General features: G+C 54.6%; 28 protein-coding genes. 15 read left to right on the forward strand and 13 right to left on the reverse strand.

What is annotated here, in order from left to right:
- Window positions 1-263 precede the first annotated feature (263 nt).
- The 5 genes from lptF (at window position 264) to mtgA (ending at window position 6525) form a co-directional block, all read left to right on the forward strand.
- Window positions 264-1364 (forward strand): LPS export ABC transporter permease LptF, encoded by a 1101-nt coding sequence (lptF, locus tag ACOTXD_RS00315; RefSeq protein ID WP_003861881.1) that lies wholly within the window; start codon window positions 264-266, stop codon window positions 1362-1364.
- Window positions 1364-2446 carry an LPS export ABC transporter permease LptG gene (gene lptG / locus ACOTXD_RS00320; RefSeq protein ID WP_001147540.1) on the forward strand — a complete coding sequence of 361 codons (1083 nt, stop codon included), beginning with the start codon at window positions 1364-1366 and terminating at the stop codon, window positions 2444-2446. The genes lptF and lptG overlap by 1 nt, the downstream gene beginning before the upstream one ends.
- Window positions 2447-2583: 137 nt before the next feature.
- A complete protein-coding gene (gene arcB, locus ACOTXD_RS00325; RefSeq protein WP_421766354.1) occupies window positions 2584-4917 on the forward strand; it encodes an aerobic respiration two-component sensor histidine kinase ArcB in 2334 nt (777 codons plus the stop codon).
- 232 nt (window positions 4918-5149) lie between these two features.
- A complete protein-coding gene (elbB, locus tag ACOTXD_RS00330; RefSeq protein ID WP_003861876.1) occupies window positions 5150-5803 on the forward strand; it encodes an isoprenoid biosynthesis glyoxalase ElbB in 654 nt (217 codons plus the stop codon).
- Window positions 5800-6525 (forward strand): monofunctional biosynthetic peptidoglycan transglycosylase, encoded by a 726-nt coding sequence (mtgA, locus tag ACOTXD_RS00335; RefSeq protein WP_003861874.1) that lies wholly within the window; start codon window positions 5800-5802, stop codon window positions 6523-6525. The genes elbB and mtgA overlap by 4 nt, the downstream gene beginning before the upstream one ends.
- A gap of 39 nt (window positions 6526-6564) precedes the next feature.
- On the opposite strand, the gene npr is transcribed toward mtgA, so the two are convergent.
- The 11 genes from npr to ACOTXD_RS00390 all read right to left on the reverse strand — a co-directional run bounded on the left by npr (window position 6565) and on the right by ACOTXD_RS00390 (window position 14484).
- On the reverse strand, window positions 6565-6837 hold the full coding sequence (gene npr / locus ACOTXD_RS00340; RefSeq protein ID WP_003861872.1) for a PTS phosphocarrier protein NPr: 273 nt from the start codon (window positions 6835-6837) through the stop codon (window positions 6565-6567).
- Complete coding sequence (gene rapZ, locus ACOTXD_RS00345) at window positions 6834-7688, reverse strand: RNase adapter RapZ (RefSeq protein WP_003861870.1); 855 nt, start codon at window positions 7686-7688, stop codon at window positions 6834-6836. The genes npr and rapZ overlap by 4 nt, the downstream gene beginning before the upstream one ends.
- Window positions 7689-7733: 45 nt before the next feature.
- Complete coding sequence (ptsN, locus tag ACOTXD_RS00350; RefSeq protein WP_003861869.1) at window positions 7734-8225, reverse strand: PTS IIA-like nitrogen regulatory protein PtsN; 492 nt, start codon at window positions 8223-8225, stop codon at window positions 7734-7736.
- A gap of 82 nt (window positions 8226-8307) precedes the next feature.
- A complete protein-coding gene (gene hpf, locus ACOTXD_RS00355) occupies window positions 8308-8595 on the reverse strand; it encodes a ribosome hibernation promoting factor (RefSeq protein WP_003861866.1) in 288 nt (95 codons plus the stop codon).
- A 22-nt stretch (window positions 8596-8617) separates the two neighbouring features.
- The gene (rpoN, locus tag ACOTXD_RS00360; RefSeq protein WP_003861864.1) at window positions 8618-10051 is read right to left on the reverse strand and encodes an RNA polymerase factor sigma-54; all 1434 of its coding nucleotides are present in this window, start codon (window positions 10049-10051) and stop codon (window positions 8618-8620) included.
- 47 nt (window positions 10052-10098) lie between these two features.
- Complete coding sequence (gene lptB, locus ACOTXD_RS00365) at window positions 10099-10824, reverse strand: LPS export ABC transporter ATP-binding protein (RefSeq protein WP_003861862.1); 726 nt, start codon at window positions 10822-10824, stop codon at window positions 10099-10101.
- Between the two features lie 6 nt (window positions 10825-10830).
- Complete coding sequence (gene lptA, locus ACOTXD_RS00370; protein ID WP_003861860.1) at window positions 10831-11385, reverse strand: lipopolysaccharide ABC transporter substrate-binding protein LptA; 555 nt, start codon at window positions 11383-11385, stop codon at window positions 10831-10833.
- The gene (gene lptC / locus ACOTXD_RS00375) at window positions 11354-11929 is read right to left on the reverse strand and encodes an LPS export ABC transporter periplasmic protein LptC (RefSeq protein WP_003861858.1); all 576 of its coding nucleotides are present in this window, start codon (window positions 11927-11929) and stop codon (window positions 11354-11356) included. The genes lptA and lptC overlap by 32 nt, the downstream gene beginning before the upstream one ends.
- On the reverse strand, window positions 11926-12492 hold the full coding sequence (gene kdsC, locus ACOTXD_RS00380) for a 3-deoxy-manno-octulosonate-8-phosphatase KdsC (RefSeq protein WP_003861856.1): 567 nt from the start codon (window positions 12490-12492) through the stop codon (window positions 11926-11928). The genes lptC and kdsC overlap by 4 nt, the downstream gene beginning before the upstream one ends.
- 14 nt (window positions 12493-12506) lie before the next feature.
- Entirely contained in the window at window positions 12507-13493 is a 987-nt protein-coding gene (gene kdsD / locus ACOTXD_RS00385; protein ID WP_003861853.1) for an arabinose-5-phosphate isomerase KdsD, read from the reverse strand.
- A 13-nt stretch (window positions 13494-13506) separates the two neighbouring features.
- Window positions 13507-14484 (reverse strand): calcium/sodium antiporter, encoded by a 978-nt coding sequence (locus ACOTXD_RS00390; protein ID WP_003861852.1) that lies wholly within the window; start codon window positions 14482-14484, stop codon window positions 13507-13509.
- A 227-nt stretch (window positions 14485-14711) separates the two neighbouring features.
- Between ACOTXD_RS00390 and mlaF the strand changes: the two genes are divergently transcribed.
- The 7 genes from mlaF to murA all read left to right on the forward strand — a co-directional run bounded on the left by mlaF (window position 14712) and on the right by murA (window position 19505).
- A complete protein-coding gene (gene mlaF, locus ACOTXD_RS00395) occupies window positions 14712-15524 on the forward strand; it encodes a phospholipid ABC transporter ATP-binding protein MlaF (protein WP_003861850.1) in 813 nt (270 codons plus the stop codon).
- 7 nt (window positions 15525-15531) lie between these two features.
- Entirely contained in the window at window positions 15532-16314 is a 783-nt protein-coding gene (mlaE, locus tag ACOTXD_RS00400) for a lipid asymmetry maintenance ABC transporter permease subunit MlaE (protein WP_003861848.1), read from the forward strand.
- A 4-nt stretch (window positions 16315-16318) separates the two neighbouring features.
- Window positions 16319-16867 (forward strand): outer membrane lipid asymmetry maintenance protein MlaD, encoded by a 549-nt coding sequence (mlaD, locus tag ACOTXD_RS00405; RefSeq protein ID WP_003861847.1) that lies wholly within the window; start codon window positions 16319-16321, stop codon window positions 16865-16867.
- Between the two features lie 18 nt (window positions 16868-16885).
- On the forward strand, window positions 16886-17521 hold the full coding sequence (gene mlaC, locus ACOTXD_RS00410; RefSeq protein ID WP_003861845.1) for a phospholipid-binding protein MlaC: 636 nt from the start codon (window positions 16886-16888) through the stop codon (window positions 17519-17521).
- Entirely contained in the window at window positions 17521-17814 is a 294-nt protein-coding gene (mlaB, locus tag ACOTXD_RS00415; protein ID WP_003861843.1) for a lipid asymmetry maintenance protein MlaB, read from the forward strand. The genes mlaC and mlaB overlap by 1 nt, the downstream gene beginning before the upstream one ends.
- A 126-nt stretch (window positions 17815-17940) precedes the next feature.
- On the forward strand, window positions 17941-18195 hold the full coding sequence (ibaG, locus tag ACOTXD_RS00420) for a BolA family iron metabolism protein IbaG (RefSeq protein ID WP_003861840.1): 255 nt from the start codon (window positions 17941-17943) through the stop codon (window positions 18193-18195).
- A gap of 50 nt (window positions 18196-18245) precedes the next feature.
- The gene (gene murA, locus ACOTXD_RS00425; RefSeq protein WP_006812128.1) at window positions 18246-19505 is read left to right on the forward strand and encodes a UDP-N-acetylglucosamine 1-carboxyvinyltransferase; all 1260 of its coding nucleotides are present in this window, start codon (window positions 18246-18248) and stop codon (window positions 19503-19505) included.
- A gap of 63 nt (window positions 19506-19568) precedes the next feature.
- Here murA and sfsB read toward each other — a convergent pair whose 3' ends face one another.
- Window positions 19569-19856, reverse strand: a complete 288-nt coding sequence (gene sfsB / locus ACOTXD_RS00430; protein WP_017382732.1) for a DNA-binding transcriptional regulator SfsB — start codon at window positions 19854-19856, stop codon at window positions 19569-19571.
- Window positions 19857-20084: 228 nt separating this feature from the next.
- Window positions 20085-21056: an octaprenyl diphosphate synthase gene (ispB, locus tag ACOTXD_RS00435; protein WP_003861833.1), complete on the reverse strand. Its 972-nt coding sequence runs from the start codon at window positions 21054-21056 to the stop codon at window positions 20085-20087.
- A 257-nt stretch (window positions 21057-21313) separates the two neighbouring features.
- On the opposite strand from ispB, the gene rplU reads away from it, so the two are divergent.
- The 3 genes from rplU (at window position 21314) to ACOTXD_RS00450 (ending at window position 22963) form a co-directional block, all read left to right on the forward strand.
- Window positions 21314-21625 carry a 50S ribosomal protein L21 gene (gene rplU / locus ACOTXD_RS00440; RefSeq protein WP_003025032.1) on the forward strand — a complete coding sequence of 104 codons (312 nt, stop codon included), beginning with the start codon at window positions 21314-21316 and terminating at the stop codon, window positions 21623-21625.
- A 19-nt stretch (window positions 21626-21644) separates the two neighbouring features.
- On the forward strand, window positions 21645-21902 hold the full coding sequence (rpmA, locus tag ACOTXD_RS00445; RefSeq protein ID WP_003861831.1) for a 50S ribosomal protein L27: 258 nt from the start codon (window positions 21645-21647) through the stop codon (window positions 21900-21902).
- Between the two features lie 95 nt (window positions 21903-21997).
- Complete coding sequence (locus tag ACOTXD_RS00450; protein ID WP_003861826.1) at window positions 21998-22963, forward strand: DMT family transporter; 966 nt, start codon at window positions 21998-22000, stop codon at window positions 22961-22963.
- The last annotated feature ends 2 nt before the right edge of the window (window positions 22964-22965 follow it).

A 22965-nucleotide genomic window follows, 5' to 3' on the forward strand; every position in this document is an offset into this window, starting at 1 on the left:
ACTACGCTCCTGAATCTTAAAGACAACGGCGGCGGCTACGGATAGAATTGAAACCTTTCGTAACTCATGTCCGCCGTTGTGGTGACTTCGTGTTAATCTTACGTTACTACGGTTTCGACACGTCAATAAATGTCATGAAGCGCGAATCCGCCGGGTTTTTTAATCTTAGCGATGATTTCGACGACTCAAGAGAATAAATGACGTTTAAGCCATGAAACAAGCTAAATTCCTGCATAAGACGAGTTTTAACGGGCGTATTTAAAGTGATAATCATAAGATATCTGGTTCGGGAGACGCTGAAGAGCCAACTGGCGATCCTCTTTATCCTCCTTCTGATCTTTTTCTGTCAGAAGCTGGTCAGGATCCTCGGCGCGGCGGTTGATGGCGAAATCCCAACGAATCTGGTGCTTTCCCTGCTCGGGCTTGGCGTGCCGGAAATGGCGCAGCTTATCCTGCCGTTAAGCCTGTTCCTTGGTCTGCTGATGACCCTGGGTAAGCTCTATACCGAAAGTGAAATCACCGTGATGCATGCCTGCGGCCTCAGTAAAGCCGTACTGGTAAAAGCAGCCATGGTGCTGGCGCTGTTTACGGGCATTGTTGCCGCGGTTAACGTCATGTGGGCGGGGCCGACCTCCTCTCGTCATCAGGATGAGGTGCTGGCGGAAGCAAAAGCTAACCCGGGGCTGGCGGCGCTGGCGCAGGGGCAGTTCCAGCAGGCGACCGACGGTAACTCCGTGCTGTTTATCGAAAGCGTCGATGGCAACCGCTTCAATGACGTGTTTCTTGCTCAACTGCGCCCGAAAGGTAACGCTCGGCCTTCTGTGGTGGTGGCGGACTCCGGTCAGCTGTCTCAGCGTAAAGACGGCTCTCAGGTTGTCACGCTGAACAAAGGAACGCGTTTCGAAGGCACGGCTATGCTGCGCGACTTCCGTATTACCGATTTCCAGAACTACCAGGCCATCATTGGTCATCAGGCCGTCGCGCTCGATCCAACGGATACTGAGCAGATGGATATGCGCACCTTAATGAATACCGATACCGATCGTGCGCGTGCTGAACTGCACTGGCGTATCACGCTGGTATTCACCGTATTTATGATGGCGCTGATGGTGGTTCCGCTGAGTGTGGTGAACCCGCGCCAGGGCCGCGTGCTGTCGATGCTGCCAGCGATGCTGCTGTATCTGGTGTTCTTCCTGCTGCAAACCTCAATCAAGTCTAACGGCGGGAAAGGAAAAATTGACCCGATGATCTGGACCTGGGTCGTGAATGGTTTGTATCTGCTGCTGGCAGTCGGACTCAACTTGTGGGACACGGTGCCTGTGCGTCGTCTTCGTGCCCGGTTTACGCGTAAAGGAGCCATCTAATGCAGGCGTTTGGCGTACTTGACCGCTATATCGGTAAAACGATTTTCACCACCATCATGATGACCCTGTTCATGCTGGTGTCGCTCTCGGGCATTATCAAATTTGTCGACCAGCTGAAAAAAGCCGGGCAGGGGAGTTACGACGCGTTGGGTGCCGGGATGTACACCCTGCTCAGCGTACCAAAAGATGTGCAGATCTTCTTCCCGATGGCGGCCCTGCTGGGGGCGTTGCTGGGCCTGGGGATGCTGGCTCAGCGTAGCGAGCTGGTGGTGATGCAGGCATCTGGCTTTACCCGTATGCAGGTTGCGCTGTCGGTAATGAAAACCGCGATCCCGCTGGTGCTGTTGACCATGGCGATTGGCGAATGGGTCGCGCCGCAGGGCGAACAGATGGCGCGTAACTACCGTGCTCAGGCTATGTACGGTGGTTCGCTGCTCTCCACGCAGCAGGGGTTATGGGCGAAAGATGGTCAGAACTTCGTCTATATCGAACGCGTGAAAGGGGACGATGAACTAGGCGGCGTGAGCATCTACGCCTTCAACAACGATCGTCGTTTGCAGTCGGTGCGTTATGCCGCCTCCGCTAAATTTGATGCGAACAACAAGCTGTGGCGGTTATCCCAGGTTGATGAATCTGACCTGACGAACCCGAAACAGATCACCGGTTCGCAGACCGTAAGCGGTACCTGGAAAACCAACCTGACGCCGGACAAGCTTGGCGTGGTAGCGCTCGATCCCGATGCGCTCTCCATCAGCGGTCTGCATAACTACGTGAAGTATCTGAAATCGAGCGGACAGGATGCGGGGCGTTACCAGCTCAACATGTGGAGCAAAATCTTCCAGCCACTGTCCGTGGCGGTGATGATGCTAATGGCGCTGTCGTTCATCTTTGGACCGCTACGTAGCGTGCCGATGGGGGTCCGCGTGGTAACTGGTATCAGCTTTGGTTTCGTGTTCTACGTCCTCGATCAGATTTTCGGTCCGCTGACACTGGTGTATGGCATTCCGCCAATTATCGGCGCGCTGTTGCCGAGCGCCAGTTTCTTCCTGATCAGTCTCTGGATGCTGCTAAAACGCTCCTGATAAAACGTCTTCCTCGCTCCCGCTAGCCCGGGGGCGAGGCTAATCTCCTGTTTCACCCCGCACTTTTTCTCACAACCTTCAACGCCTCGCCGTGAATTTGAGTATTATTGAGCGATAAAGTCGTGAAGGGATCCTCTATGAAGCAAATTCGAATGCTGGCCCAGTACTACGTCGACCTGATGATGAAGCTCGGGCTGGTGCGTTTTTCCATGCTGCTGGCGCTGGCGCTGGTCGTTCTGGCCATTGTCGTGCAAATGGCCGTGACCATGGTTCTGCATGGTCAGGTCGAGAGCATCGACGTGATCCGCTCTATTTTCTTTGGCCTGCTGATCACCCCATGGGCGGTCTATTTCCTCTCCGTGGTGGTTGAGCAGCTGGAAGAGTCCCGACAGCGTTTATCGAAACTGGTGGATAAGCTGGAAGAGATGCGCGAGCGCGATCTTAAACTCAACGTTCAGCTCAAGGACAACATTGCCCAGCTGAATCAGGAAATTTCAGACCGTGAGAAGGCGGAAGCCGAGCGTCAGACCACGCTTGAGCAGCTGAAAATTGAGATGAAAGAGCGCGAAGTCACGCAGATCCAGCTTGAACAGCAATCCTCTTTCCTGCGCTCGTTCCTCGATGCGTCGCCGGATCTGGTGTTCTACCGTAATGAAGATAAAGAGTTCTCCGGCTGTAACCGGGCCATGGAACTGTTGACCGGGAAAAGCGAAAAACAGCTGATCCACCTGAAACCTCAGGATGTCTATTCCGAAGAGGCGGCAGCAAAAGTGATGGAGACGGATGAAAAGGTCTTCCGCCATAACGTTTCGCTGACCTATGAGCAGTGGCTGGACTACCCCGACGGGCGCAAAGCCTGCTTTGAGATCCGCAAAGTACCTTATTACGACCGGGTGGGTAAACGTCATGGTCTGATGGGCTTTGGCCGTGATATCACCGAGCGTAAGCGCTATCAGGATGCGCTGGAGCGCGCCAGCCGGGATAAAACAACCTTCATCTCCACCATCAGCCATGAACTGCGCACCCCGCTGAATGGCATTGTGGGGCTGAGCCGCATTCTGCTGGATACCGAGCTGACCAGCGAGCAGGAAAAATACCTCAAAACGATCCACGTCTCGGCGGTCACGCTGGGCAATATCTTCAATGATATTATCGACATGGATAAGATGGAGCGCCGTAAAGTTCAGCTCGACAACCAGCCGGTTGATTTTACAGGCTTCCTCGCAGACCTGGAGAACCTGTCAGGTTTGCAGGCCCAGCAAAAAGGGTTGAGCTTTGTGATGGAGCCGACGCTGCCGCTGCCGCATAAAGTGGTGACGGACGGCACGCGGCTGCGGCAGATCCTGTGGAACCTCATCAGCAATGCCGTGAAGTTTACCCAGAAGGGGCAGGTTGCGGTGCGCATTCGCTATGACGAAGGCGACATGCTGCACTTTGAAGTTGAGGACTCGGGTATCGGCATTCCTCAGGAAGAGCAGGATAAGATCTTCGCCATGTATTATCAGGTTAAAGACAGCCACGGCGGTAAACCGGCGACCGGTACGGGCATTGGCCTGGCGGTGTCGAAACGTCTGGCGAAAAGTATGGGCGGGGATATCACCGTTGCCAGCCAGCCGGGTAAAGGCTCCACCTTTACGCTTACCGTCCATGCGCCTGCCGTAGCGGAAGAGGTGGAAGATACGTTTGAGAACGACGATATGCCGCTGCCAGCCCTGCACGTCCTGCTGGTGGAAGATATTGAGCTGAACGTCATTGTCGCCCGGTCGGTACTGGAAAAACTCGGTAACAGCGTGGATGTGGCGATGACCGGCAAAGCCGCGCTGGAGATGTTCACGCCGGGCGAGTACGACCTGGTGCTGCTCGATATTCAGCTACCGGACATGACCGGACTGGATATCTCCCGCGAGCTGACGCGCAAATATGCTCCTGACGAGCTGCCGCCGCTGGTGGCGTTGACCGCAAACGTGCTGAAAGATAAAAAAGAGTACCTCGAGGCCGGAATGGACGATGTGCTCAGCAAGCCGCTGGCGGTACCTGCCCTGACGGCGATGATCAAGAAGTTCTGGGATACCTGTGATGAAGAGGAGAGCACCATGACGTCTGTTGATAGCGCCAAAGCCCAAACGATACTGGATACCGCCATGCTGGAGCAGTATATCGATCTGGTAGGACCAAAACTGATCACCGATGGCCTGGCCGTGTTCGAAAAAATGATGCCGAGCTATCTGAACGTGCTCGAATCCAACCTGACGGCGCGTGACCAGAAGGGCATCGTCGAAGAGGGACATAAAATCAAAGGCGCGGCAGGATCGGTCGGGTTACGTCATCTCCAGCAACTGGGCCAACAGATTCAGTCGCCTGATTTACCTGCCTGGGAAGATAATGTAGGTGATTGGGTCGAAGAGATGAAACAGGAGTGGCAAAACGATGTGGCAGTGCTGAAAGCCTGGGTAGATGCCAGAAAAAAATGACCCCGGCTATACCGGGGTGCGCGAATACTGCGCCAACACCAGGGAAATCGTGGCTGCGCCTGATTTTTGTGGGTTGTTTTCGCATGGACGCCGCCTGAAAATTGAGGCCGCACGCAGATAAGATAGCAAATCTTAAAAAGTTTGTTACATGAATCAGTGAAATGTGTGAAGCATAGCGTTTTAATCAGAATTTTTAATGTGCTTCAGCGAGTTGCTTAGAAGGATCGTCAGAATGAAGAAAGTGGGTGTCGTGCTGAGCGGATGTGGCGTTTACGATGGTTCAGAGATACATGAAACCGTATTAACGCTGCTGGCATTATCGCGGCAGGGGGCAGACGTTCTCTGCTTCGCGCCGGATAAAACTCAAGCAGACGTAATGAATCATCTTACCGGCGAGCCAATGGCGGAAAGCCGTAACGTGCTGATTGAAGCGGCACGTATTGTGCGTGGAGATATTCATCCGCTGGCACAGGCCGATGCCGCTGAACTTGATGCGCTCATCGTGCCGGGCGGCTTTGGCGCGGCAAAAAACCTGAGCACGTTTGCAACAGAAGGCGCGGCGTGCCATGTCGATCCCGATTTGAAAGCGCTATCGCTGGCGATGCATGCAGCAGGTAAGCCGCAGGGCTTTATCTGTATTGCGCCAGCCATGCTGCCGAAAATTTTTGATTTCCCGCTGCGGCTCACGATCGGAACCGACATTGATACCGCTGAAATTATCGAGGATATGGGCGGCGAGCACGTGCCATGCCCGGTAGACGACATTGTGGTGGATGAGGACAATAAAATCATCACCACGCCGGCGTATATGCTGGCGCAGAATATCGCTGAGGCTGCCGCAGGCATTGAAAAGCTGGTGGACAGAGTGCTGGTTCTTACCGAATGAGTCGTAAATTATCCCCTGGCGGGTGGTTAAAACGGATCCTGCTGCGTATTGTGCTGGTCCTGGCCGTTTTTTGGGGCGGAGGCATTGCGCTGTTCAGCATCCTGCCCGTCCCGTTCTCCGCCGTGATGGCAGAGCGGCAGATTAGCGCCTGGCTCTCGGGTGATTTTGGCTATGTTGCCCACTCAGACTGGGTCGGCATGGATGAAATCTCCCCGTGGATGGGGCTGGCGGTCATTGCGGCAGAAGATCAGAAATTCCCGGAGCACTGGGGTTTTGACGTGGCGGCTATTGAGAAGGCGCTGGATCATAATGAACGTCATGAAAACCGCGTCCGCGGCGCGTCAACGCTTTCTCAGCAGACGGTAAAAAATCTGTTCTTATGGGACGGTCGCAGCTGGGTAAGAAAAGGGCTGGAGGCCGGGCTGACGCTGGGGGTCGAGACGGTGTGGAGCAAAAAACGCATTTTGACCGTCTACCTGAATATCGCGGAGTTTGGTGACGGCGTGTTTGGCGTCGAAGCGGCATCGCAGCGCTATTTTGGCAAGCCCGCCAGCAGGTTGACTATGTCCGAAGCGGCACTCCTTGCCGCCGTGCTGCCGAACCCGCTGCGTTTTAAGGCCAGCACCCCGTCAGGCTACGTGCGAAGCCGCCAGGCGTGGATTATGCGCCAGATGCGTCAGTTGGGTGGGGAAGGGTTTATGGAGCGAAATAATCTTATGTAAGGCGGGTAAGCGCAGCGCTACCCGCCGACATGGCGAACGTTAGTCTTCGTCAAACCCGGCGTTAAACAGGGCAATCACTGCCGCCAGCGCTTCTTCTTCCTGCGGGCCGGTGGCTTCAACTTCAATCTGGCGGCCTTTGGCAGAATCCAGCATCAGCAGGGCGATCACGCTATTGGCTTCTGCCTCGGTTCCCTCGTCGTTGCGCAGCAGCACCTCAGCATCAAAACCCTGCATCAGCTCAAACAGCTTCATCGCCGGGCGCGCATGCATGCCCAGCTTATTGGTGATTTCGACGGTCTGTTTTACGGTCATGTTTTGCGTTTTTCCAGCGTGCGATGACGGGACTGAACGTTCTTTCCGCGTGAGCGGAAGTAATCGGCCAGCTGTTCGGCAATATAGACCGAACGATGTTTACCGCCGGTACAGCCAATCGCCACCGTCAGGTAGCTGCGATTGTTTGTTTCCAGCATAGGTAACCATAGCTCAAGGTAGCTTCGCGTCTGGTAGATAAAATTGTGTACTTCTGTGTGTCGGTCGAGGAACGCCGCCACCGGCTTATCCAGACCGGTCATCGGACGCAGTTTCGGATCCCAGTGCGGGTTCGGCAGGAAACGCACATCAAAAACGTAATCCGCATCGATAGGTATGCCGTGCTTAAAGCCGAAGGATTCAAACACCATCGTCAGTTCACGCTCGCGCTTGCCGAGTAAGCGCGTACGCAGCATTTCCGCCAGCTCGTGGACGGACATTTCAGAGGTGTCGACAATCAGGTCGGCCCGCGAACGCAGCGGCTCAAGCAGATCGCTCTCTTTATCGATGGCGCTTTCCAGCGAAAGATTTTTACTGGAGAGCGGATGCAAACGACGTGTATCGCTGTAACGGCGGATCAGCGTGTTGCGGTCAGCGTCCAGGAACAAGAGCTGAGGCGAGAAGCATTCCGGCAGGCTGTTCATTGCCTGCTCGAAGATTTCCGGCGATTCCGGCATGTTACGCACGTCAATACTGACGGCGGCAGAGATTTGCCTGTCCGCCAGCGTCCGCGCCAGATCGGGTAACAACACTACCGGCAGGTTATCTACACAGTAAAATCCCATGTCTTCCAGCGCGCGCAGGGCCACGGACTTCCCGGACCCCGAACGACCGCTGACGATCATCAGCACCATGTTCCGTTTCTCCTCAGGGCAGCCGTTCTGAAGGCCCTTTCCCGATTATGCCTCATCCTGATTGCCTTCTGCTTCAGTGATAATTTGATAAAGCTCTTCATCACTTTGGGCTGAGCGCAGTCGACGACAAATGGTTTTATCCGCCAGACGTTTGGCAACCAGCGACAGCGTGTGCAGGTGGGTCTTGGTCTGATCGGCAGGAACCAGCAGCGCGAAGAGCAGATCCACAGGCTGGTTATCAATGGCGTCAAAAGCGATAGGCGTTTCCAGTTGCACAAACACCCCCACGGCACGCAGCGTATCTTCTTCCAGCTTGCCATGCGGGATCGCAATGCCATTGCCGATGCCGGTACTGCCCATTTTTTCACGAGTCAGAATGGCTTCAAACACGATCTGCGGCGGCAGACCCAGCTGTTTTGCGGCCAGCTCACTGATGATTTCCAGCGCACGTTTTTTGCTCTGGCAGTGAACGCCACTGCGGGTACAATCCTGGTTAAGGACATTGCTCAGTTGAAGAGCGGAATCGTTGTTTATCATAATTTCACCTAAGCGCTAACTGTACAAATGGCCTGTTGTGTTTCACAACAGGCCGTCCTGCACCCGTTAACTGCCCGGACAATTAGTGTTGTTTCAGTTTATCTTTATGTTTATTGAGCTGTCTCGCAAGCTTATCAATCAAGCCGTCGATAGCCGCGTACATGTCTTGCCCTTCCGCACTGGCATGGAGTTCCCCTCCGTTGACGTGCAGGGTCGCATCCGAGATATGCGTCACTTTCTCCACTTTCAACACAACATAGACCTGGTTGATCCTCTCGAAATACTGCTCGAGTTTCGCAAACTTAGTGTTTACAAAATCGCGTAAAGCCTCAGTAATCTCGACGTTATGTCCGGTGATATTGAGCTGCATAGTGTCTTCCTTATCGGTTGTGTCAAACCAGTTGTTTACGCTGGTTAGACGGCGGAATGGATAAAGACTCTCGATACTTCGCGACAGTACGACGTGCCACCATAATACCCTGATCGGACAGCATGGTGGTTAACTTACTGTCACTGAGTGGCTTCGCGGGGTTCTCCGCGGCGATCAACTTCTTCACCAGTGCGCGAATGGCCGTCGACGAGGCTTCGCCGCCGCCTTCGGTGTTCACGTGGCTGGAGAAGAAATACTTAAGCTCAAAAATACCGCGTGGGCTGTGCAGATACTTCTGCGTGGTCACGCGGGAAATGGTTGATTCATGCATCTCGACGGCCTGGGCTATGTCCGCCAGCACCATCGGTTTCATAAACTCTTCGCCCTGCTCAAAGAATGCCTGCTGCTGTTCGACAATACAGCGGCTGACGCGCAGCAGCGTGTCATTACGGCTCTCCAGACTCTTAATCAACCAGCGTGCTTCCTGAAGGTTGCTGCGAATGTATTGATTATCAGCGTCGTTACGGGCGCTGGTGCACATGGAGGCGTATTGCTGGTTGATTTGCAGGCGAGGAATGCTGTCGGCGTTCAGTTCAACGACCCAGCGGCCATTGTGTTTTCTCACCAGCACATCGGGAATGACATATTCCGGTTCGCTGGTCTGAATCGACTGCCCCGGACGCGGATCGAGCGACTGGATCAGATTCACCGCTTCCTTCAGCACCTCTTCTTTCAGGCGCGTGACGCGCATCAGGGTGCGGAAGTCGTGGTTCGCCAGCAGATCCAGATGATCGCTGATGATGAGCCGGGCTTCGTCAATCCACGGTGTCTCTTTAGCAAACTGCGAAAGCTGGATCAGAAGGCAGTCACGCAGATCTTTCGCGGCGACGCCAATCGGGTCGAAACGCTGAACGCGTTTCAGGACGGCTTCGATCTCTTCCAGTTCAATCTCGTCATCGCCGATGCTTTCAAGAATCTCGTCCAGCGTCACGGTCAAATAGCCCGTGTCGTCAACGGCATCGACAATCGAGGTGGCAATGGCGCGATCGGTATCGGAGAAAGGCGTCAGCTCCACCTGCCACATCAGGTAGTCCTGAAGCGATTGGGTAGTTTCGCCCTGGTAGACCGGGAGTTCATCGTCCTGGTAGTCTGCACGCGTCCCGGAAGGGGTACCCGCGGTGTAGATTTCATCCCAGCTGGCATCCAGCGGCAGTTCGTCCGGCATCTCTTTCTGTTCGAGTGCATCTACGGAGTCGAGCGTTTCTGTGTCCTGCGTCTGCTGGGCGTCTACCTCGTCATGAAGATCGGTCTGCTCCAGCAGCGGATTGCTGTCCAGCGCCTGCTGGAGCTCCTGCTGGAGTTCTAACGTGGACAGCTGCAACAGACGGATTGCCTGCTGGAGCTGCGGCGTCATGGCCAGTTGCTGGCTGAGCCGTAATTGCAAACCTTGCTTCATGTTCAGAGCGTTTTTCTCCGGTTCGGCGTGACTTAACCTCTACCCTATCAGAGTCTGAAGTCTTCCCCAAGGTACACGCGCTTAACATGCTCATCCTCGAGGATTTGCTGCGGCGTACCGTGGGCAATCAGATGGCCCTGGCTCACTATGTAGGCGCGCTCACACACCGCCAGCGTTTCACGAACGTTGTGGTCCGTGATCAGTACGCCAAGCCCGCTGTCGCGCAGGTGTTCAATGATACGTTTGATATCGATAACGGAGATGGGGTCAACGCCCGCAAACGGTTCATCCAGCAGGATAAATTTCGGGTTTGCTGCCAGCGCGCGCGCAATCTCAACGCGGCGGCGTTCACCACCGGACAGCGCCTGACCGAGGCTGTCGCGAAGGTGTTCAATATGAAACTCTTCCATCAGCTCGTTCGCACGGTCAGTGCGCTGCTCGCTGGTCAGATCGTCACGGATCTGGAGCACGGCCATCAGGTTGTCGAACACGCTTAAGCGGCGGAAGATAGACGCTTCCTGCGGCAGATAGCCGATGCCACGACGCGCGCGGGCATGCAGCGGCAGCAGGCTGATATCTTCATCATCGATAATGATGTTGCCGGCGTCACGTGGGACGATGCCCACCACCATGTAGAAGGTCGTGGTTTTACCCGCCCCGTTAGGGCCAAGCAAACCCACGATTTCGCCGGAGTTGACGGTCAGACTGACATCTTCGACGACGCGGCGGCCCTTATACGCTTTCGCGAGGTTTTTTGCAGTTAAAGTTGCCATAACGAATTAGTTACTCTTTTTCTTTGCCGGAGCCTGACCGTTGTTCTTGTCCTGCAACTGCGAAGGCACAAGCACGGTCGTGACGCGTTTGCCTTTTTCGCTGGAGGCCTGCATTTTCTGCTCTTTCACCAGATAAGTGATCTTGTCGCCTTTGATATTGCTGTCCAGCTGTTCCAGGTAAGCATTACCGGTCAGGATGACCAGATCCTTCGCCAGTTCATAGTGCATATGCGAGGCATGGCCTTTCACCGGCTTGCCGTTGTCCTGCATCTGGTAGAAGGTGGCCGGGTTGCCATAACCATCGATAATCTCTTTCCCCTGCTCGCCGCCCGGACGGGTAACGACCACTTTGTCGGCGTTGATTTTGATAGTGCCCTGGGTCACAACGACGTTGCCGGTAAAGGTGACGACGTTACCCTGCATATCCAGAGACTGGGTATCGGATTCAATATGAATCGGCTGTTCGGTGTCGCCAGTCACAGCAAGCGCGGGAAGACTGGCCGCCAGCAGCGCGCTGGCGATAACAACTTTAAGGCTGAGTTTGTTTGTTTTGAATTTCATAGGAGGTTCTAACCTTTTCAATCAGCTCGGCGTTTTTGCTGCGTAAGTTCCCGCGCATTCTTAAACCGCTGGAATTAAATGTTGTGCCATACAGGGTGACTAAATCCTGCGACGTGACATCCTGGGTGACCAGGTTGATCTGGGCGTTATCCGTCGTAATTTTTCGCAGTTGCGCGTCAGCGGTCAGGGCGTTGACTTCAACGTGACCATACAGGTAAAGCATACGGTCATTTGTCAGTTTTGCCCGGTCAGACTTGATTGACCACGTCGGCACTTTGTCCGTATCAAAGGTGGTCAGGACCGGCTGGGTAAACCACGAGGTGCCGTCATCTGAAAAATATTCTACATGCTGAGCAACGAGGCGATAGTTCAGCGCACCTTCCGGGCTATAGACCACGGTGTCGCTGTGATCGCTTTTATAGGTCGGGTCGCTCGTGTTAACCACTTCCGCTTGCGTATCATCGCGGTCAGCGAGATTTACGCCAATCAGTATCAGGGCGACAAGCGCAAGCAGAATGATAACCCAACGTCTGGTTTTACTCATATCGATTGCCCTTTCGCCTCATCAAGCTTGCCCTGCGCCAGCAGAAGCAGATCGCAGACTTCACGGACGGCGCCACGGCCACCGTGAATATGGGTAACGTAATCAGCACGCGGGATCAGCAGCGGGTGCGCGTCAGCCACGGCGATGCTCAGACCCACCTCCGCCATGACTGGCCAGTCGATCAAATCATCTCCGACGTATGCCACATTCTCTGGCGCAATGGCCAGTTTTCCCAGCAAATCCCGGAAGGCTACCATCTTATCAGACTGTCCCTGATAGAGATGCGTAATGCCCAGCGTTTCACACCGATCTTCTACCAGTTTAGCTTTCCGCCCGGTGATGATTGCAACTTCAATACCGGACGTGAGCGCACAGCGGATACCGTAACCGTCGCGAACGTTAAAGGCTTTCAGCTCTTCGCCGTTATTGCCCATATAAATCAGACCGTCGGAGAGCACACCATCCACATCGAGGATCAGCAGGCGGATATTTTCCGCCTTTGACATCATGTGGGCGCTCACCGGGCCATAACAGGTTGCAAGGGATGCACCCGCATTACTCATTGTCTTATCCTTCATTACACTACGCCAGCGCGCAGCAGATCATGCATATGTACCACACCCAGCAGTTGGTCGCCATCGGCAACCATCACTGAGGTAATATGACGGGACTGCATCAGGTTCAGCACATCTACCGCCAGCGTGCCGGGACGGACGCGGATCCCTCCTGGTGTCATTACATCAGCGATGCCCAGCGTTCGGACATCCACACCCATATCGAATACCCGGCGCAGGTCGCCGTCGGTGAAAATGCCCTGAATCTTCATCAGATCGTCGCAGATAACCGTCATGCCCAGGTTTTTACGGGTGATCTCCAGTAACGCGTCGCGCAAAGAGGCCTCTTTGCTGACGTGCGGGATCTCATCCCCGGTGTGCATAATATCGTTAACCCGCAGCAGCAGTTTGCGCCCGAGCGCGCCGCCGGGGTGAGACAGGGCGAAATCTTCTGGCGTAAAACCGCGGGCTTCCAGCAGCGCAACGGCAAGGGCATCGCCCATCACCAGCGCGGCGGTTGTGCTGGAGGTCGGCGCCAGCCCCAGCGGGCAGGCTTCTTTAGGCACCTTCACGCACAGGTGAATATCCGCCGCGCGCGCCATGCTGCTTTCCGGGCGGCTGGTCATGCAAATCAGCGGTACGTGCAGACGCTTCAGCACCGGGATCAACGCCAGGATTTCATTCGATTCCCCGGAGTTGGACAGCGCAATAACCACGTCCTGCGGCGTAACCATGCCGAGGTCACCGTGCGCGGCTTCACCGGGATGAACGAAGAATGACGACGTGCCGGTACTGGCAAAGGTCGCCGCCATTTTGCGCCCGATATGGCCGGATTTGCCCATCCCCATCACCACGACTTTACCGGCGCAGTAGAACATCTTCTCACAGGCCAGACTAAAATCCTGATTAATGTACTGATCTAACTGCGCCAGACCTTCACGTTCAATCTCCAGAACGTCTTTGCCTGCTTTCTGAAAGTCAAAACCCGGCTGCAATTCTATTTGCGACATAATGCGTTTCCGTTTACCCAGAGAGAAGTGGCGAGAGCCAGTACAGCATCGCCAGCCATACGATAAATCCACCCGTCAGCAGCGCGCCCGCGCCTTTGCCGATCTGCTCTTTTCGCCGCCAGCAGAGCAGGGCGAAAATCACGCTGACCAGCAGCATCACACCGTAATCGCGCGTGAAAACCATAGGGTTAAACGGCCCCGGTGAGATTAATGCCGGCAGCCCCGTCACGATCGCGATATTGAAAATATTCGAGCCAATGATATTGCCGATGGCGATATCATCTTCCCCTTTACGCGCCCCGGCGATGGCGGTAGCCAGCTCTGGCAGGCTGGTGCCGATAGCGATGACCGTCAGACCGATTGTCAGTTCGCTCATCGCAAACGCGTTCGCCAGCACCGTCGCGTTATCGACCACCATCCGCGTGGCCATTGGCATGATAATCAGCGCGACGCCCAGCCACAGCAGGGCGACGGGTAAGGTCCCTTCCCGGGGCAGCTCGGCGAGGTGCTCACGCGTGAGGCTATCGTTACCCTGTTTTTCCGCCAGACGTGCGATCTTCACGCTGTAAAGCAACCAGATCACGGCCAGGGCGAGCAGGAATATACCGTCACCGACGCTCAGCACCCCGTCATAAAGCACATAGCCCGCCAGCAGACTGACGACTAACATTAGCGGCAATTCACGACGCAAAACATCGGAATGTACGCGAAATGGATGCAGTAATGCGGCTAAGCCTAAAATCAGCAAGATATTGACGATGTTAGAGCCAATCGCGGTGCCGATAGCGAGGTCAACCTGGCCATGCAACGAGGCTGAAACAGAAACGATGATTTCAGGAAGCGATGTGCCTACACTGACCACCGTCATGCCGATAATGATGGGCGGCATGCCAATGAGTCGACAGAGAATGGATGCGGCAAAGACCAAACGGTCAGCACTGTAGACCACCAACAGTAAACCAATTATTAACAGTGCTGTTGCTAAAAGCATCAAAAGTCCTTTCTTCAGGTATACTCGCTGGTCCACTGCGCACGAATTTTAGCGCCAGATGAAGTCTGAGACGTGACGAATTCCTAATTTTGACTTTATGCGCCGGAAAAGTAAAACAAATGCCAGCTTTCGCTAACCCCAGTAGTGAATATTCTGTAAAAATGCGGGGTTTAGGGCTGATTTACGCTTCATGCCAGCCGTGAAGCAAGGTAAGTAAGGAACCATAAATGAGCCAAACGATGGCGAATATAGTCGATGTCCGGGGCGTCAGTTTTTCTCGTGGCAACCGGTTAATATTTGATGATATTTCGCTGACCGTGCCGCGCGGTAAAATCACCGCCATCATGGGGCCGTCAGGGATCGGTAAAACCACGTTGCTGCGTCTTATCGGCGGGCAAATCCCCCCTGACAGCGGCGAAATTCTCTTCGACGGCGAAAACGTCCCGGCGATGTCTCGCTCGCGCCTCTACACGGTTCGCAAACGGATGAGCATGCTCTTTCAGTCGGGGGCGCTATTCACCGATATGAACGTTTTTGACAACGTGGCCTATCCGCTGCGTGAGCACACCCATCTTCCTCCTGCGCTGTTGCACAGCACGGTGATGATGAAGCTTGAAGCCGTGGGGCTGCGGGGGGCTGCGAAACTCATGCCGTCCGAACTCTCGGGTGGGATGGCGCGCCGCGCCGCGCTGGCGCGTGCTATTGCCCTGGAACCCGATTTAATCATGTTCGATGAACCGTTCGTCGGGCAGGACCCCATCACCATGGGCGTGCTGGTGAAGTTAATTTCGGAGCTGAACAGCGCCCTTGGCGTCACCTGCGTGGTGGTTTCCCACGACGTGCCGGAAGTGCTGAGTATCGCTGATTACGCCTATATTGTGGCTGACAAAAAGATCGTCGCCCACGGCAGCGCGCAGGCGTTGCAGGAGAATGGCGATCCGCGCGTGCGGCAGTTCCTGGACGGTATCGCAGATGGGCCGGTGCCTTTCCGCTATCCGGCGGGCGACTATCATGACGATTTACTGGGAATAGGGAGTTAAGCCACTCATGCTGTTAAATGCGTTGGCGGGTCTTGGACACCGTGGCCTAAAAACCATCAGTACGTTCGGGCGTGCCGGATTAATGTTGTTCAACGCGCTGGTCGGCAAACCGGAGTTCCGCAAGCATGCGCCGTTACTGGTGCGGCAGCTTTATAACGTCGGCGTGCTGTCGATGCTTATCATCATCGTGTCGGGTCTGTTTATTGGCATGGTGCTGGGGTTGCAGGGGTATCTGGTACTGACAACCTACAGCGCGGAAACCAGCCTTGGCATGCTGGTGGCGCTCTCGCTGCTGCGTGAACTCGGGCCGGTGGTTGCCGCGCTGCTGTTCGCCGGGCGTGCCGGGTCAGCGTTGACTGCGGAAATTGGCCTGATGCGCGCCACCGAGCAGCTCTCCAGTATGGAGATGATGGCAGTCGATCCGCTGCGCCGGGTGATCTCGCCGCGCTTCTGGGCCGGGGTTATCTCCTTGCCGTTACTGACTATCCTCTTTGTGGCGGTAGGTATCTGGGGAGGCGCGCTGGTTGGCGTTAACTGGAAAGGCATTGATGCCGGATTCTTCTGGTCTGCCATGCAGGACGCCATCGATCTGCGGATGGATCTGGTGAACTGTCTGATCAAGAGCGTGGTTTTCGCTGTGACGGTTACCTGGATTGCGTTGTTTAATGGTTACGATGCCATTCCGACGTCGGCGGGCATTAGCCGTGCAACGACGCGTACTGTCGTACATTCGTCGCTGGCCGTTTTAGGTCTGGATTTTGTGCTCACCGCACTGATGTTTGGGAATTGAGTTCATGCAAACGAGAAAAAATGAAATTTGGGTTGGCGTGTTTCTGCTTCTGGCGCTGCTGGCCGCGCTGTTCATCTGCCTGCGAGCGGCGGACATCACCTCTGTTCGCGCCGAGCCGACGTACCGTATCTACGCGACTTTCGATAACATCGGCGGCCTGAAAGCGCGCTCACCGGTGCGTATTGGTGGCGTCGTTATCGGACGTGTCGCCGACATTACGCTTGATGAGAAAACCTATCTGCCGCGCGTCGCGATGGATATCGAAGAGCGCTATAACCACATTCCGGACACCAGCTCGCTTTCTATCCGCACCTCTGGCCTGCTGGGGGAGCAATATCTGGCCCTTAACGTTGGTTTTGAAGATCCTGAGCTGGGAACGACTATCCTTAAAGACGGTAGCGTAATCCAGGATACCAAGTCAGCGATGGTGCTGGAAGATATGATTGGTCAGTTCCTTTACAACAGTAAAGGGGATGATAAAAAGTCTGACGATGCCCCTGCGCAGAGTGAAGACCACACCAACGTCGAACCGACGCCAGGCGCGACGAATTAATTTCAGGAGAAGTTATTCATGTTTAAACGACTGTTAATGGTTGCCATGCTGGTCATTGCCCCTCTTACCGCGGCGCACGCTGCGGATCAGAGTAACCCGTACAAACTGATGAATGAGGCCGCGAAGAAAACCTTCGACCGTCTTAAAAACGAACAGCCAAAAATCCGTTCTAACCCTGATTATCTGCGTGATGTGGTGGATCAGGAGCTGCTGCCGTATGTGCAGATCAAGTACGCGGGCGCACTGGTGCTGGGCCGTTACTACAAAGACGCGACCCCGGCGCAGCGCGAGGCTTACTTTGCGGCGTTCCGTGAATACCTGAAACAGGCTTACGGCCAGGCGCTGGCGATGTATCACGGGCAGACCTATCAGATTGCCCCTGAACAACCGCTGGGCGATGCCACTATCATTCCTATTCGCGTGACGATTATCGATCCAAACGGTCGTCCACCGGTTCGTCTGGACTTCCAGTGGCGTAAAAACAGTCAGACCGGAAACTGGCAGGCGTACGACATGATCGCTGAAGGCGTCAGCATGATCACCACTAAACAGAACGAGTGGAGCGATCTGCTGCGCACTAAAGGCATTGATGGCCTGACGGCTCAGCTTCAGTCCATCTCTCGTCAGAAAATTACCCTGGACGAGAAGAAGTAATGTCACAGCAGCTTAGCTGGGCGCGTGACGGCGAGACGTTGACGCTGACGGGAGAGCTGGATCAGGATCTGCTTAACCCGCTGTGGGACGCTCGCCATAACGCGATGCAGGGCGTGACGCTGATTGATCTCCATGGCGTCACGCGGGTAGATACCGCCGGTATCGCCCTGCTGGCGCACCTGGTGGCCACGGGCAAAAAGCAGGGGAGTAGCGTCACCCTGACGGGGGTAAGCGATAACGTGATTACCCTTGCACAGCTTTACAATTTGCCCGAAGACGTATTACCTCGCTAATTTTTTCAGTACGTTACTTCTGAAAGCCCCGACAGTTTACGCGTCGGGGCTTTTTGCTTGTTTAAGACCGCGCCACTTTGCTCTAAGATGTTGAGCTTGTTTTCACTATCAGATGATGTAGACCCCATGGAAAATAATGAAATCCAGACTGTGCTGATGAATGCACTCTCCCTTCAGGAAGCCCACGTCTCTGGCGATGGCAGTCACTTCCAGGTTATTGCTGTGGGTGAGATGTTCGACGGAATGAGTCGCGTGAAGAAACAGCAGGCTGTGTACGCGCCGCTGATGGAATACATTGCGGATAACCGCATCCACGCCCTGTCGATTAAAGCGTTCACCCCACAGGAGTGGGCACGCGATCGCAAACTAAACGGTTTTTGAGCTGAGGGCGAAACGCCCGCAGCACGGTTGAATTTATAAGAGAGCAAACGATGGATAAATTTCGTGTACAGGGACCCACGCGTCTCCAGGGCGAAGTCACAATTTCTGGCGCTAAAAACGCCGCGCTGCCCATTCTTTTCGCTGCGCTGCTCGCAGAAGAGCCGGTAGAGATCCAGAACGTACCGAAGCTGAAAGATATCGACACGACCATGAAGTTGCTCGGCCAGTTGGGCACCAAAGTGGAGCGTAACGGTTCCGTCTGGATCGATGCCAGCAACGTGAACAACTTCTCAGCGCCGTATGAGCTGGTGAAAACCATGCGTGCGTCCATCTGGGCGCTTGGTCCGCTGGTGGCGCGCTTCGGTCAGGGACAGGTTTCACTGCCGGGCGGATGCGCTATCGGCGCGCGTCCCGTTGACCTGCATATCTTCGGCCTGGAAAAACTCGGCGCGGAGATCAAGCTGGAAGAGGGTTACGTTAAAGCATCCGTCAATGGTCGTCTGAAAGGCGCGCACATTGTCATGGACAAAGTGAGCGTGGGCGCAACGGTCACCATCATGTCGGCTGCTACGCTGGCAGAAGGCACTACCATCATCGAAAACGCCGCCCGTGAGCCGGAGATCGTGGATACTGCAAACTTCCTGGTCGCGCTGGGAGCGAAGATCAGCGGGCAGGGCACAGACCGTATCACCATCGAAGGCGTTGAACGTCTGGGTGGCGGTGTGTATCGCGTACTGCCAGACCGTATCGAAACCGGCACTTTCCTGGTGGCCGCGGCCATTTCTGGCGGTAAGATTGTCTGCCGTAACGCCCAGCCGGATACCCTGGATGCGGTGCTGGCGAAGCTGCGCGATGCGGGTGCGGACATTGAAATCGGTGAAGACTGGATCAGCCTGGATATGCACGGGCAGCGTCCTAAAGCCGTTAACGTGCGTACTGCGCCACATCCGGCATTCCCGACGGATATGCAGGCACAGTTCACGCTGTTGAACCTGGTGGCCGAAGGCACGGGCTTCATCACGGAAACCATCTTCGAAAACCGTTTCATGCACGTACCGGAACTGATCCGTATGGGTGCGCATGCTGAGATTGAAAGCAACACGGTAATTTGCCACGGCGTTGAAAAACTGTCCGGTGCGCAGGTGATGGCGACCGATCTGCGCGCATCTGCGAGCCTCGTACTGGCAGGTTGTATTGCGGAAGGGACTACCGTTGTCGATCGTATCTACCACATCGATCGTGGTTACGAGCGTATTGAGGATAAACTGCGCGCGCTGGGTGCAAATATCGAGCGTGTGAAGGGCGAGTAATCATTCCGGCACCCCCCTGCCAGAACAGGCCGGGGGATTGCTGTTCTTGTCAATTCTGGTGCATCAGTCCTGATGCGCTTTCTTCGTTTTGCTCTGGCGCATCATGCGCGTTCTGTCGATAAATTCATGGGTGATGGGATCGTGGTAGCGTGACGGCCATATCACCCACGGATGCGTATCCAGCGCCGTCGCGATAATCAGTTCCCCCTTCGGCCATGGGCGGGTCAGGGCGTTTGCCAGCGTCGACGAGCTCAGCCCATGACGACGTGATTCGGCAGCCAGCGAAGTTCCTTTTTTACGCAGTGCCGCAATAATGTCAGCAGAATGCCAGTCGATGAATTTTGTATCCATAATGCTGTCCTTGTGTTCGTTATCGTCCACGTCGTTTCGTGTGAAAAGACAGCATTACTATACTCACTTCGAACATCTGTTCTAAAAAGTTCATGTTACGAGAAGCAATATTCAGAATAAGGCACGGCTTTATACATACGGCCTGTAACCCGATGGGCTTACGCGTAAATGTAATTTACTGGAGCGTACTGGAGTCTCCCTGCGTAGGGGCAGGGAGATGATGAGGGATTAACGGTCGCGCTGGACGGCGATGTGCGCGAGGCCGATTAGCGCATCACGCCATGGGCTGTCGGGAATGACCTGAATAGCGGCGATGGCTTTGTCCGCTTCTTCTTCAGCGCGCTGACGCGTCCATTCCAGGGAGCCGCAGATTGCCATTGTTTCCAGTACCGGTTCCAGAAGATGGCGTCCATTTCCCTGCTCGATAGCCTCCCGGATCATTTTCGCCTGCTCTGGTGTACCATTGCGCATCGCGTGGAGCAGCGGCAGCGTTGGCTTGCCTTCGTTCAGGTCATCACCGACGTTTTTACCGAGCGTTTCGCCATCCGCGCTGTAGTCCAGCAAATCATCAATCAACTGGAACGCGGTGCCGAGGTAACGGCCATAGTCCTGAAGGCCTTTTTCCTCCGCTTCGCTACAGCCAGCCAGAATGCCAGAGCACTGCGCGGCGGCTTCGAACAGACGTGCGGTCTTGCTGTAAATCACCCGCATATAGTTTTCTTCGGTGATGTCCGGGTCGTTGACGTTCATCAGCTGTAGGACTTCACCTTCAGCGATAACGTTCACGGCTTCTGACATCACTTCCAGCACCTTCAGCGAGCCAAGGCTTGTCATCATCTGGAAGGCTCGGGTATAGATAAAATCGCCTACCAGAACGCTTGCCGCATTACCAAACGCGGCGTTGGCGGTGGCTTTGCCACGACGCATGTCTGATTCATCCACAACATCGTCGTGAAGAAGGGTGGCGGTGTGGATAAATTCGATCAGCGCCGCGATCGTGACATGGGCATTTCCCTGATAGCCAACCGCGCGTGCGGCCAGAATGGCAATCATCGGACGAATACGTTTACCGCCGCCGCTGACGATGTAATAGCCCAACTGATTGATCAGCTGAACGTCAGAGTTGAGTTGCTCCAGGATTGCTGCATTCACACCCGCCATATCTTGCGCGGTTAACTCATTGATTTTTTCTAAATTCATCGCAAAAGCCGGGCTTTTTATCCTGTTTATCCCACACGAGATGGGTACACAAAGGGTTTCGGTTTATAAATAGTATTGCTGATTGTACTGAAAAAACGGCTCAGATAAACGTTACCGTACGTGTTGTGTTTTTTTTCTTCATGTATTGATGGTAGCACTTGTCAAAGGCTCGCGTTTTGCGTAATATTCGCGCCCTATTGTGAATATTTATAGCGCACTCTGAATCATACGAGGATGTGCGCGGAAGCGGAGTTTATATGTACGCGGTTTTCCAAAGTGGTGGTAAACAACACCGAGTAAGCGAAGGTCAGACCGTTCGCCTGGAAAAGCTGGACATCGCAACTGGCGAATCTGTTGAGTTCGCTGAAGTTCTGATGATCGCAAACGGTGAAGAAGTCAAAATCGGCGTTCCTTTCGTTGATGGCGGCGTTATCAAAGCTGAAGTTGTTGCTCACGGTCGTGGCGAGAAAGTTAAAATCGTTAAGTTTCGTCGTCGTAAACACTATCGTAAGCAGCAGGGCCACCGTCAGTGGTTCACTGATGTGAAAATTACTGGCATCAGCGCCTAAGACCTGAGGAGAGATTTAAATGGCACATAAAAAGGCTGGCGGCTCCACACGTAACGGTCGCGATTCAGAAGCTAAACGCCTGGGCGTTAAGCGTTTCGGTGGCGAATCCGTTCTGGCGGGTAGCATCATCGTTCGTCAGCGTGGCACCAAGTTCCACGCGGGTACCAACGTAGGTTGCGGTCGTGACCACACTCTGTTTGCTAAAGCAGACGGTAAAGTGAAATTTGAAGTTAAAGGCCCGAACAACCGTAAATACATCAGCATCGTTGCTGAGTAAGGTTTTCTCGGTCCGGTAACGGATTAAAGCCCCGCAACGTGTTGCGGGGCTTTTTACATTGGAAACCCGGAAAATTTTCTGTAGGGAAAACGGGCATGAAGCAGCAGGCCGGCATTGGTATTCTTTTGGCGCTCACTACCGCAATGTGCTGGGGTGCGCTGCCAATTGCAATGAAGCAGGTACTGGAAGTCATGGAGCCACCGACGGTGGTGTTTTATCGCTTCCTGATGGCAAGCATAGGCCTGGGCGCCATTCTGGCCGTCAAAGGTAAGCTGCCACCGCTGCGCATCTTCCGAAAACCGCGCTGGCTGGTGTTACTGGCTATCGCGACGGGCGGTCTGTTCGGTAACTTCATTCTGTTCAGCTCTTCCCTGCAATATCTTAGCCCTACAGCGTCGCAGGTGATTGGTCAGCTTTCACCGGTCGGCATGATGGTCGCCAGCGTATTCATCCTCAAGGAGAAGATGCGCGGCACGCAGATCATCGGGGCAAGTATGCTGCTTTGCGGGCTGGTGATGTTCTTTAACACCAGCCTGATTGAGATTTTTACCCGCCTGACGGATTACACCTGGGGTGTCATTTTTGGGGTGGGCGCAGCAACGGTCTGGGTGAGTTATGGCGTCGCGCAAAAGGTGTTATTGCGCCGTCTTGCCTCACAGCAGATCCTCTTTTTGCTGTACACTTTGTGTACACTGGCATTATTGCCTTTAGCGAAGCCGGGTGTAATTACCCAGCTCAGCGACTGGCAACTGGCGTGCCTCATTTTTTGTGGGCTGAATACGCTGGTCGGTTATGGCGCGCTGGCTGAAGCCATGGCGCGCTGGCAGGCAGCACAGGTGAGCGCCTTAATCACGCTTACCCCGCTGTTTACGCTGTTATTTTCAGATTTGTTATCAATGGCCTGGCCCGATGTCTTCGTCAAGCCGATGCTCAACCTGTTGGGTTATCTCGGTGCGTTTGTCGTGGTTGCGGGCGCGATGTATTCCGCCATTGGTCATCGTCTCTGGGGGCGTTGGCGCAAAAATGAAGCGGTTGTAATAGTCCCCCGCTCAGGCGAATGAGT

Source organism: Enterobacter cloacae complex sp. CDL013 (assembly GCF_049238805.1).
Taxonomy (GTDB): Bacteria; Pseudomonadota; Gammaproteobacteria; order Enterobacterales; family Enterobacteriaceae; genus Enterobacter; species Enterobacter hormaechei_C.

Bases quoted from the DNA above. Each gene is read 5' to 3' on its own strand.
- lptG (WP_001147540.1), top strand. From the start codon at position 1,364: ATGCAGGCGTTTGGCGTACTTGACCGCTATATCGGTAAAACGATTTTC.
- arcB (WP_421766354.1), top strand. From the start codon at position 2,584: ATGAAGCAAATTCGAATGCTGGCCCAGTACTACGTCGACCTGATGATG.
- elbB (WP_003861876.1), top strand. From the start codon at position 5,150: ATGAAGAAAGTGGGTGTCGTGCTGAGCGGATGTGGCGTTTACGATGGT.
- mtgA (WP_003861874.1), top strand. From the start codon at position 5,800: ATGAGTCGTAAATTATCCCCTGGCGGGTGGTTAAAACGGATCCTGCTG.
- npr (WP_003861872.1), bottom strand. From the start codon at position 6,837: ATGACCGTAAAACAGACCGTCGAAATCACCAATAAGCTGGGCATGCAT.
- rapZ (WP_003861870.1), bottom strand. From the start codon at position 7,688: ATGGTGCTGATGATCGTCAGCGGTCGTTCGGGGTCCGGGAAGTCCGTG.
- ptsN (WP_003861869.1), bottom strand. From the start codon at position 8,225: ATGATAAACAACGATTCCGCTCTTCAACTGAGCAATGTCCTTAACCAG.
- hpf (WP_003861866.1), bottom strand. From the start codon at position 8,595: ATGCAGCTCAATATCACCGGACATAACGTCGAGATTACTGAGGCTTTA.
- rpoN (WP_003861864.1), bottom strand. From the start codon at position 10,051: ATGAAGCAAGGTTTGCAATTACGGCTCAGCCAGCAACTGGCCATGACG.
- lptB (WP_003861862.1), bottom strand. From the start codon at position 10,824: ATGGCAACTTTAACTGCAAAAAACCTCGCGAAAGCGTATAAGGGCCGC.
- lptA (WP_003861860.1), bottom strand. From the start codon at position 11,385: ATGAAATTCAAAACAAACAAACTCAGCCTTAAAGTTGTTATCGCCAGC.
- lptC (WP_003861858.1), bottom strand. From the start codon at position 11,929: ATGAGTAAAACCAGACGTTGGGTTATCATTCTGCTTGCGCTTGTCGCC.
- kdsC (WP_003861856.1), bottom strand. From the start codon at position 12,492: ATGAGTAATGCGGGTGCATCCCTTGCAACCTGTTATGGCCCGGTGAGC.
- kdsD (WP_003861853.1), bottom strand. From the start codon at position 13,493: ATGTCGCAAATAGAATTGCAGCCGGGTTTTGACTTTCAGAAAGCAGGC.
- ACOTXD_RS00390 (WP_003861852.1), bottom strand. From the start codon at position 14,484: ATGCTTTTAGCAACAGCACTGTTAATAATTGGTTTACTGTTGGTGGTC.
- mlaF (WP_003861850.1), top strand. From the start codon at position 14,712: ATGAGCCAAACGATGGCGAATATAGTCGATGTCCGGGGCGTCAGTTTT.
- mlaE (WP_003861848.1), top strand. From the start codon at position 15,532: ATGCTGTTAAATGCGTTGGCGGGTCTTGGACACCGTGGCCTAAAAACC.
- mlaD (WP_003861847.1), top strand. From the start codon at position 16,319: ATGCAAACGAGAAAAAATGAAATTTGGGTTGGCGTGTTTCTGCTTCTG.
- mlaC (WP_003861845.1), top strand. From the start codon at position 16,886: ATGTTTAAACGACTGTTAATGGTTGCCATGCTGGTCATTGCCCCTCTT.
- mlaB (WP_003861843.1), top strand. From the start codon at position 17,521: ATGTCACAGCAGCTTAGCTGGGCGCGTGACGGCGAGACGTTGACGCTG.
- ibaG (WP_003861840.1), top strand. From the start codon at position 17,941: ATGGAAAATAATGAAATCCAGACTGTGCTGATGAATGCACTCTCCCTT.
- murA (WP_006812128.1), top strand. From the start codon at position 18,246: ATGGATAAATTTCGTGTACAGGGACCCACGCGTCTCCAGGGCGAAGTC.
- sfsB (WP_017382732.1), bottom strand. From the start codon at position 19,856: ATGGATACAAAATTCATCGACTGGCATTCTGCTGACATTATTGCGGCA.
- ispB (WP_003861833.1), bottom strand. From the start codon at position 21,056: ATGAATTTAGAAAAAATCAATGAGTTAACCGCGCAAGATATGGCGGGT.
- rplU (WP_003025032.1), top strand. From the start codon at position 21,314: ATGTACGCGGTTTTCCAAAGTGGTGGTAAACAACACCGAGTAAGCGAA.
- rpmA (WP_003861831.1), top strand. From the start codon at position 21,645: ATGGCACATAAAAAGGCTGGCGGCTCCACACGTAACGGTCGCGATTCA.
- ACOTXD_RS00450 (WP_003861826.1), top strand. From the start codon at position 21,998: ATGAAGCAGCAGGCCGGCATTGGTATTCTTTTGGCGCTCACTACCGCA.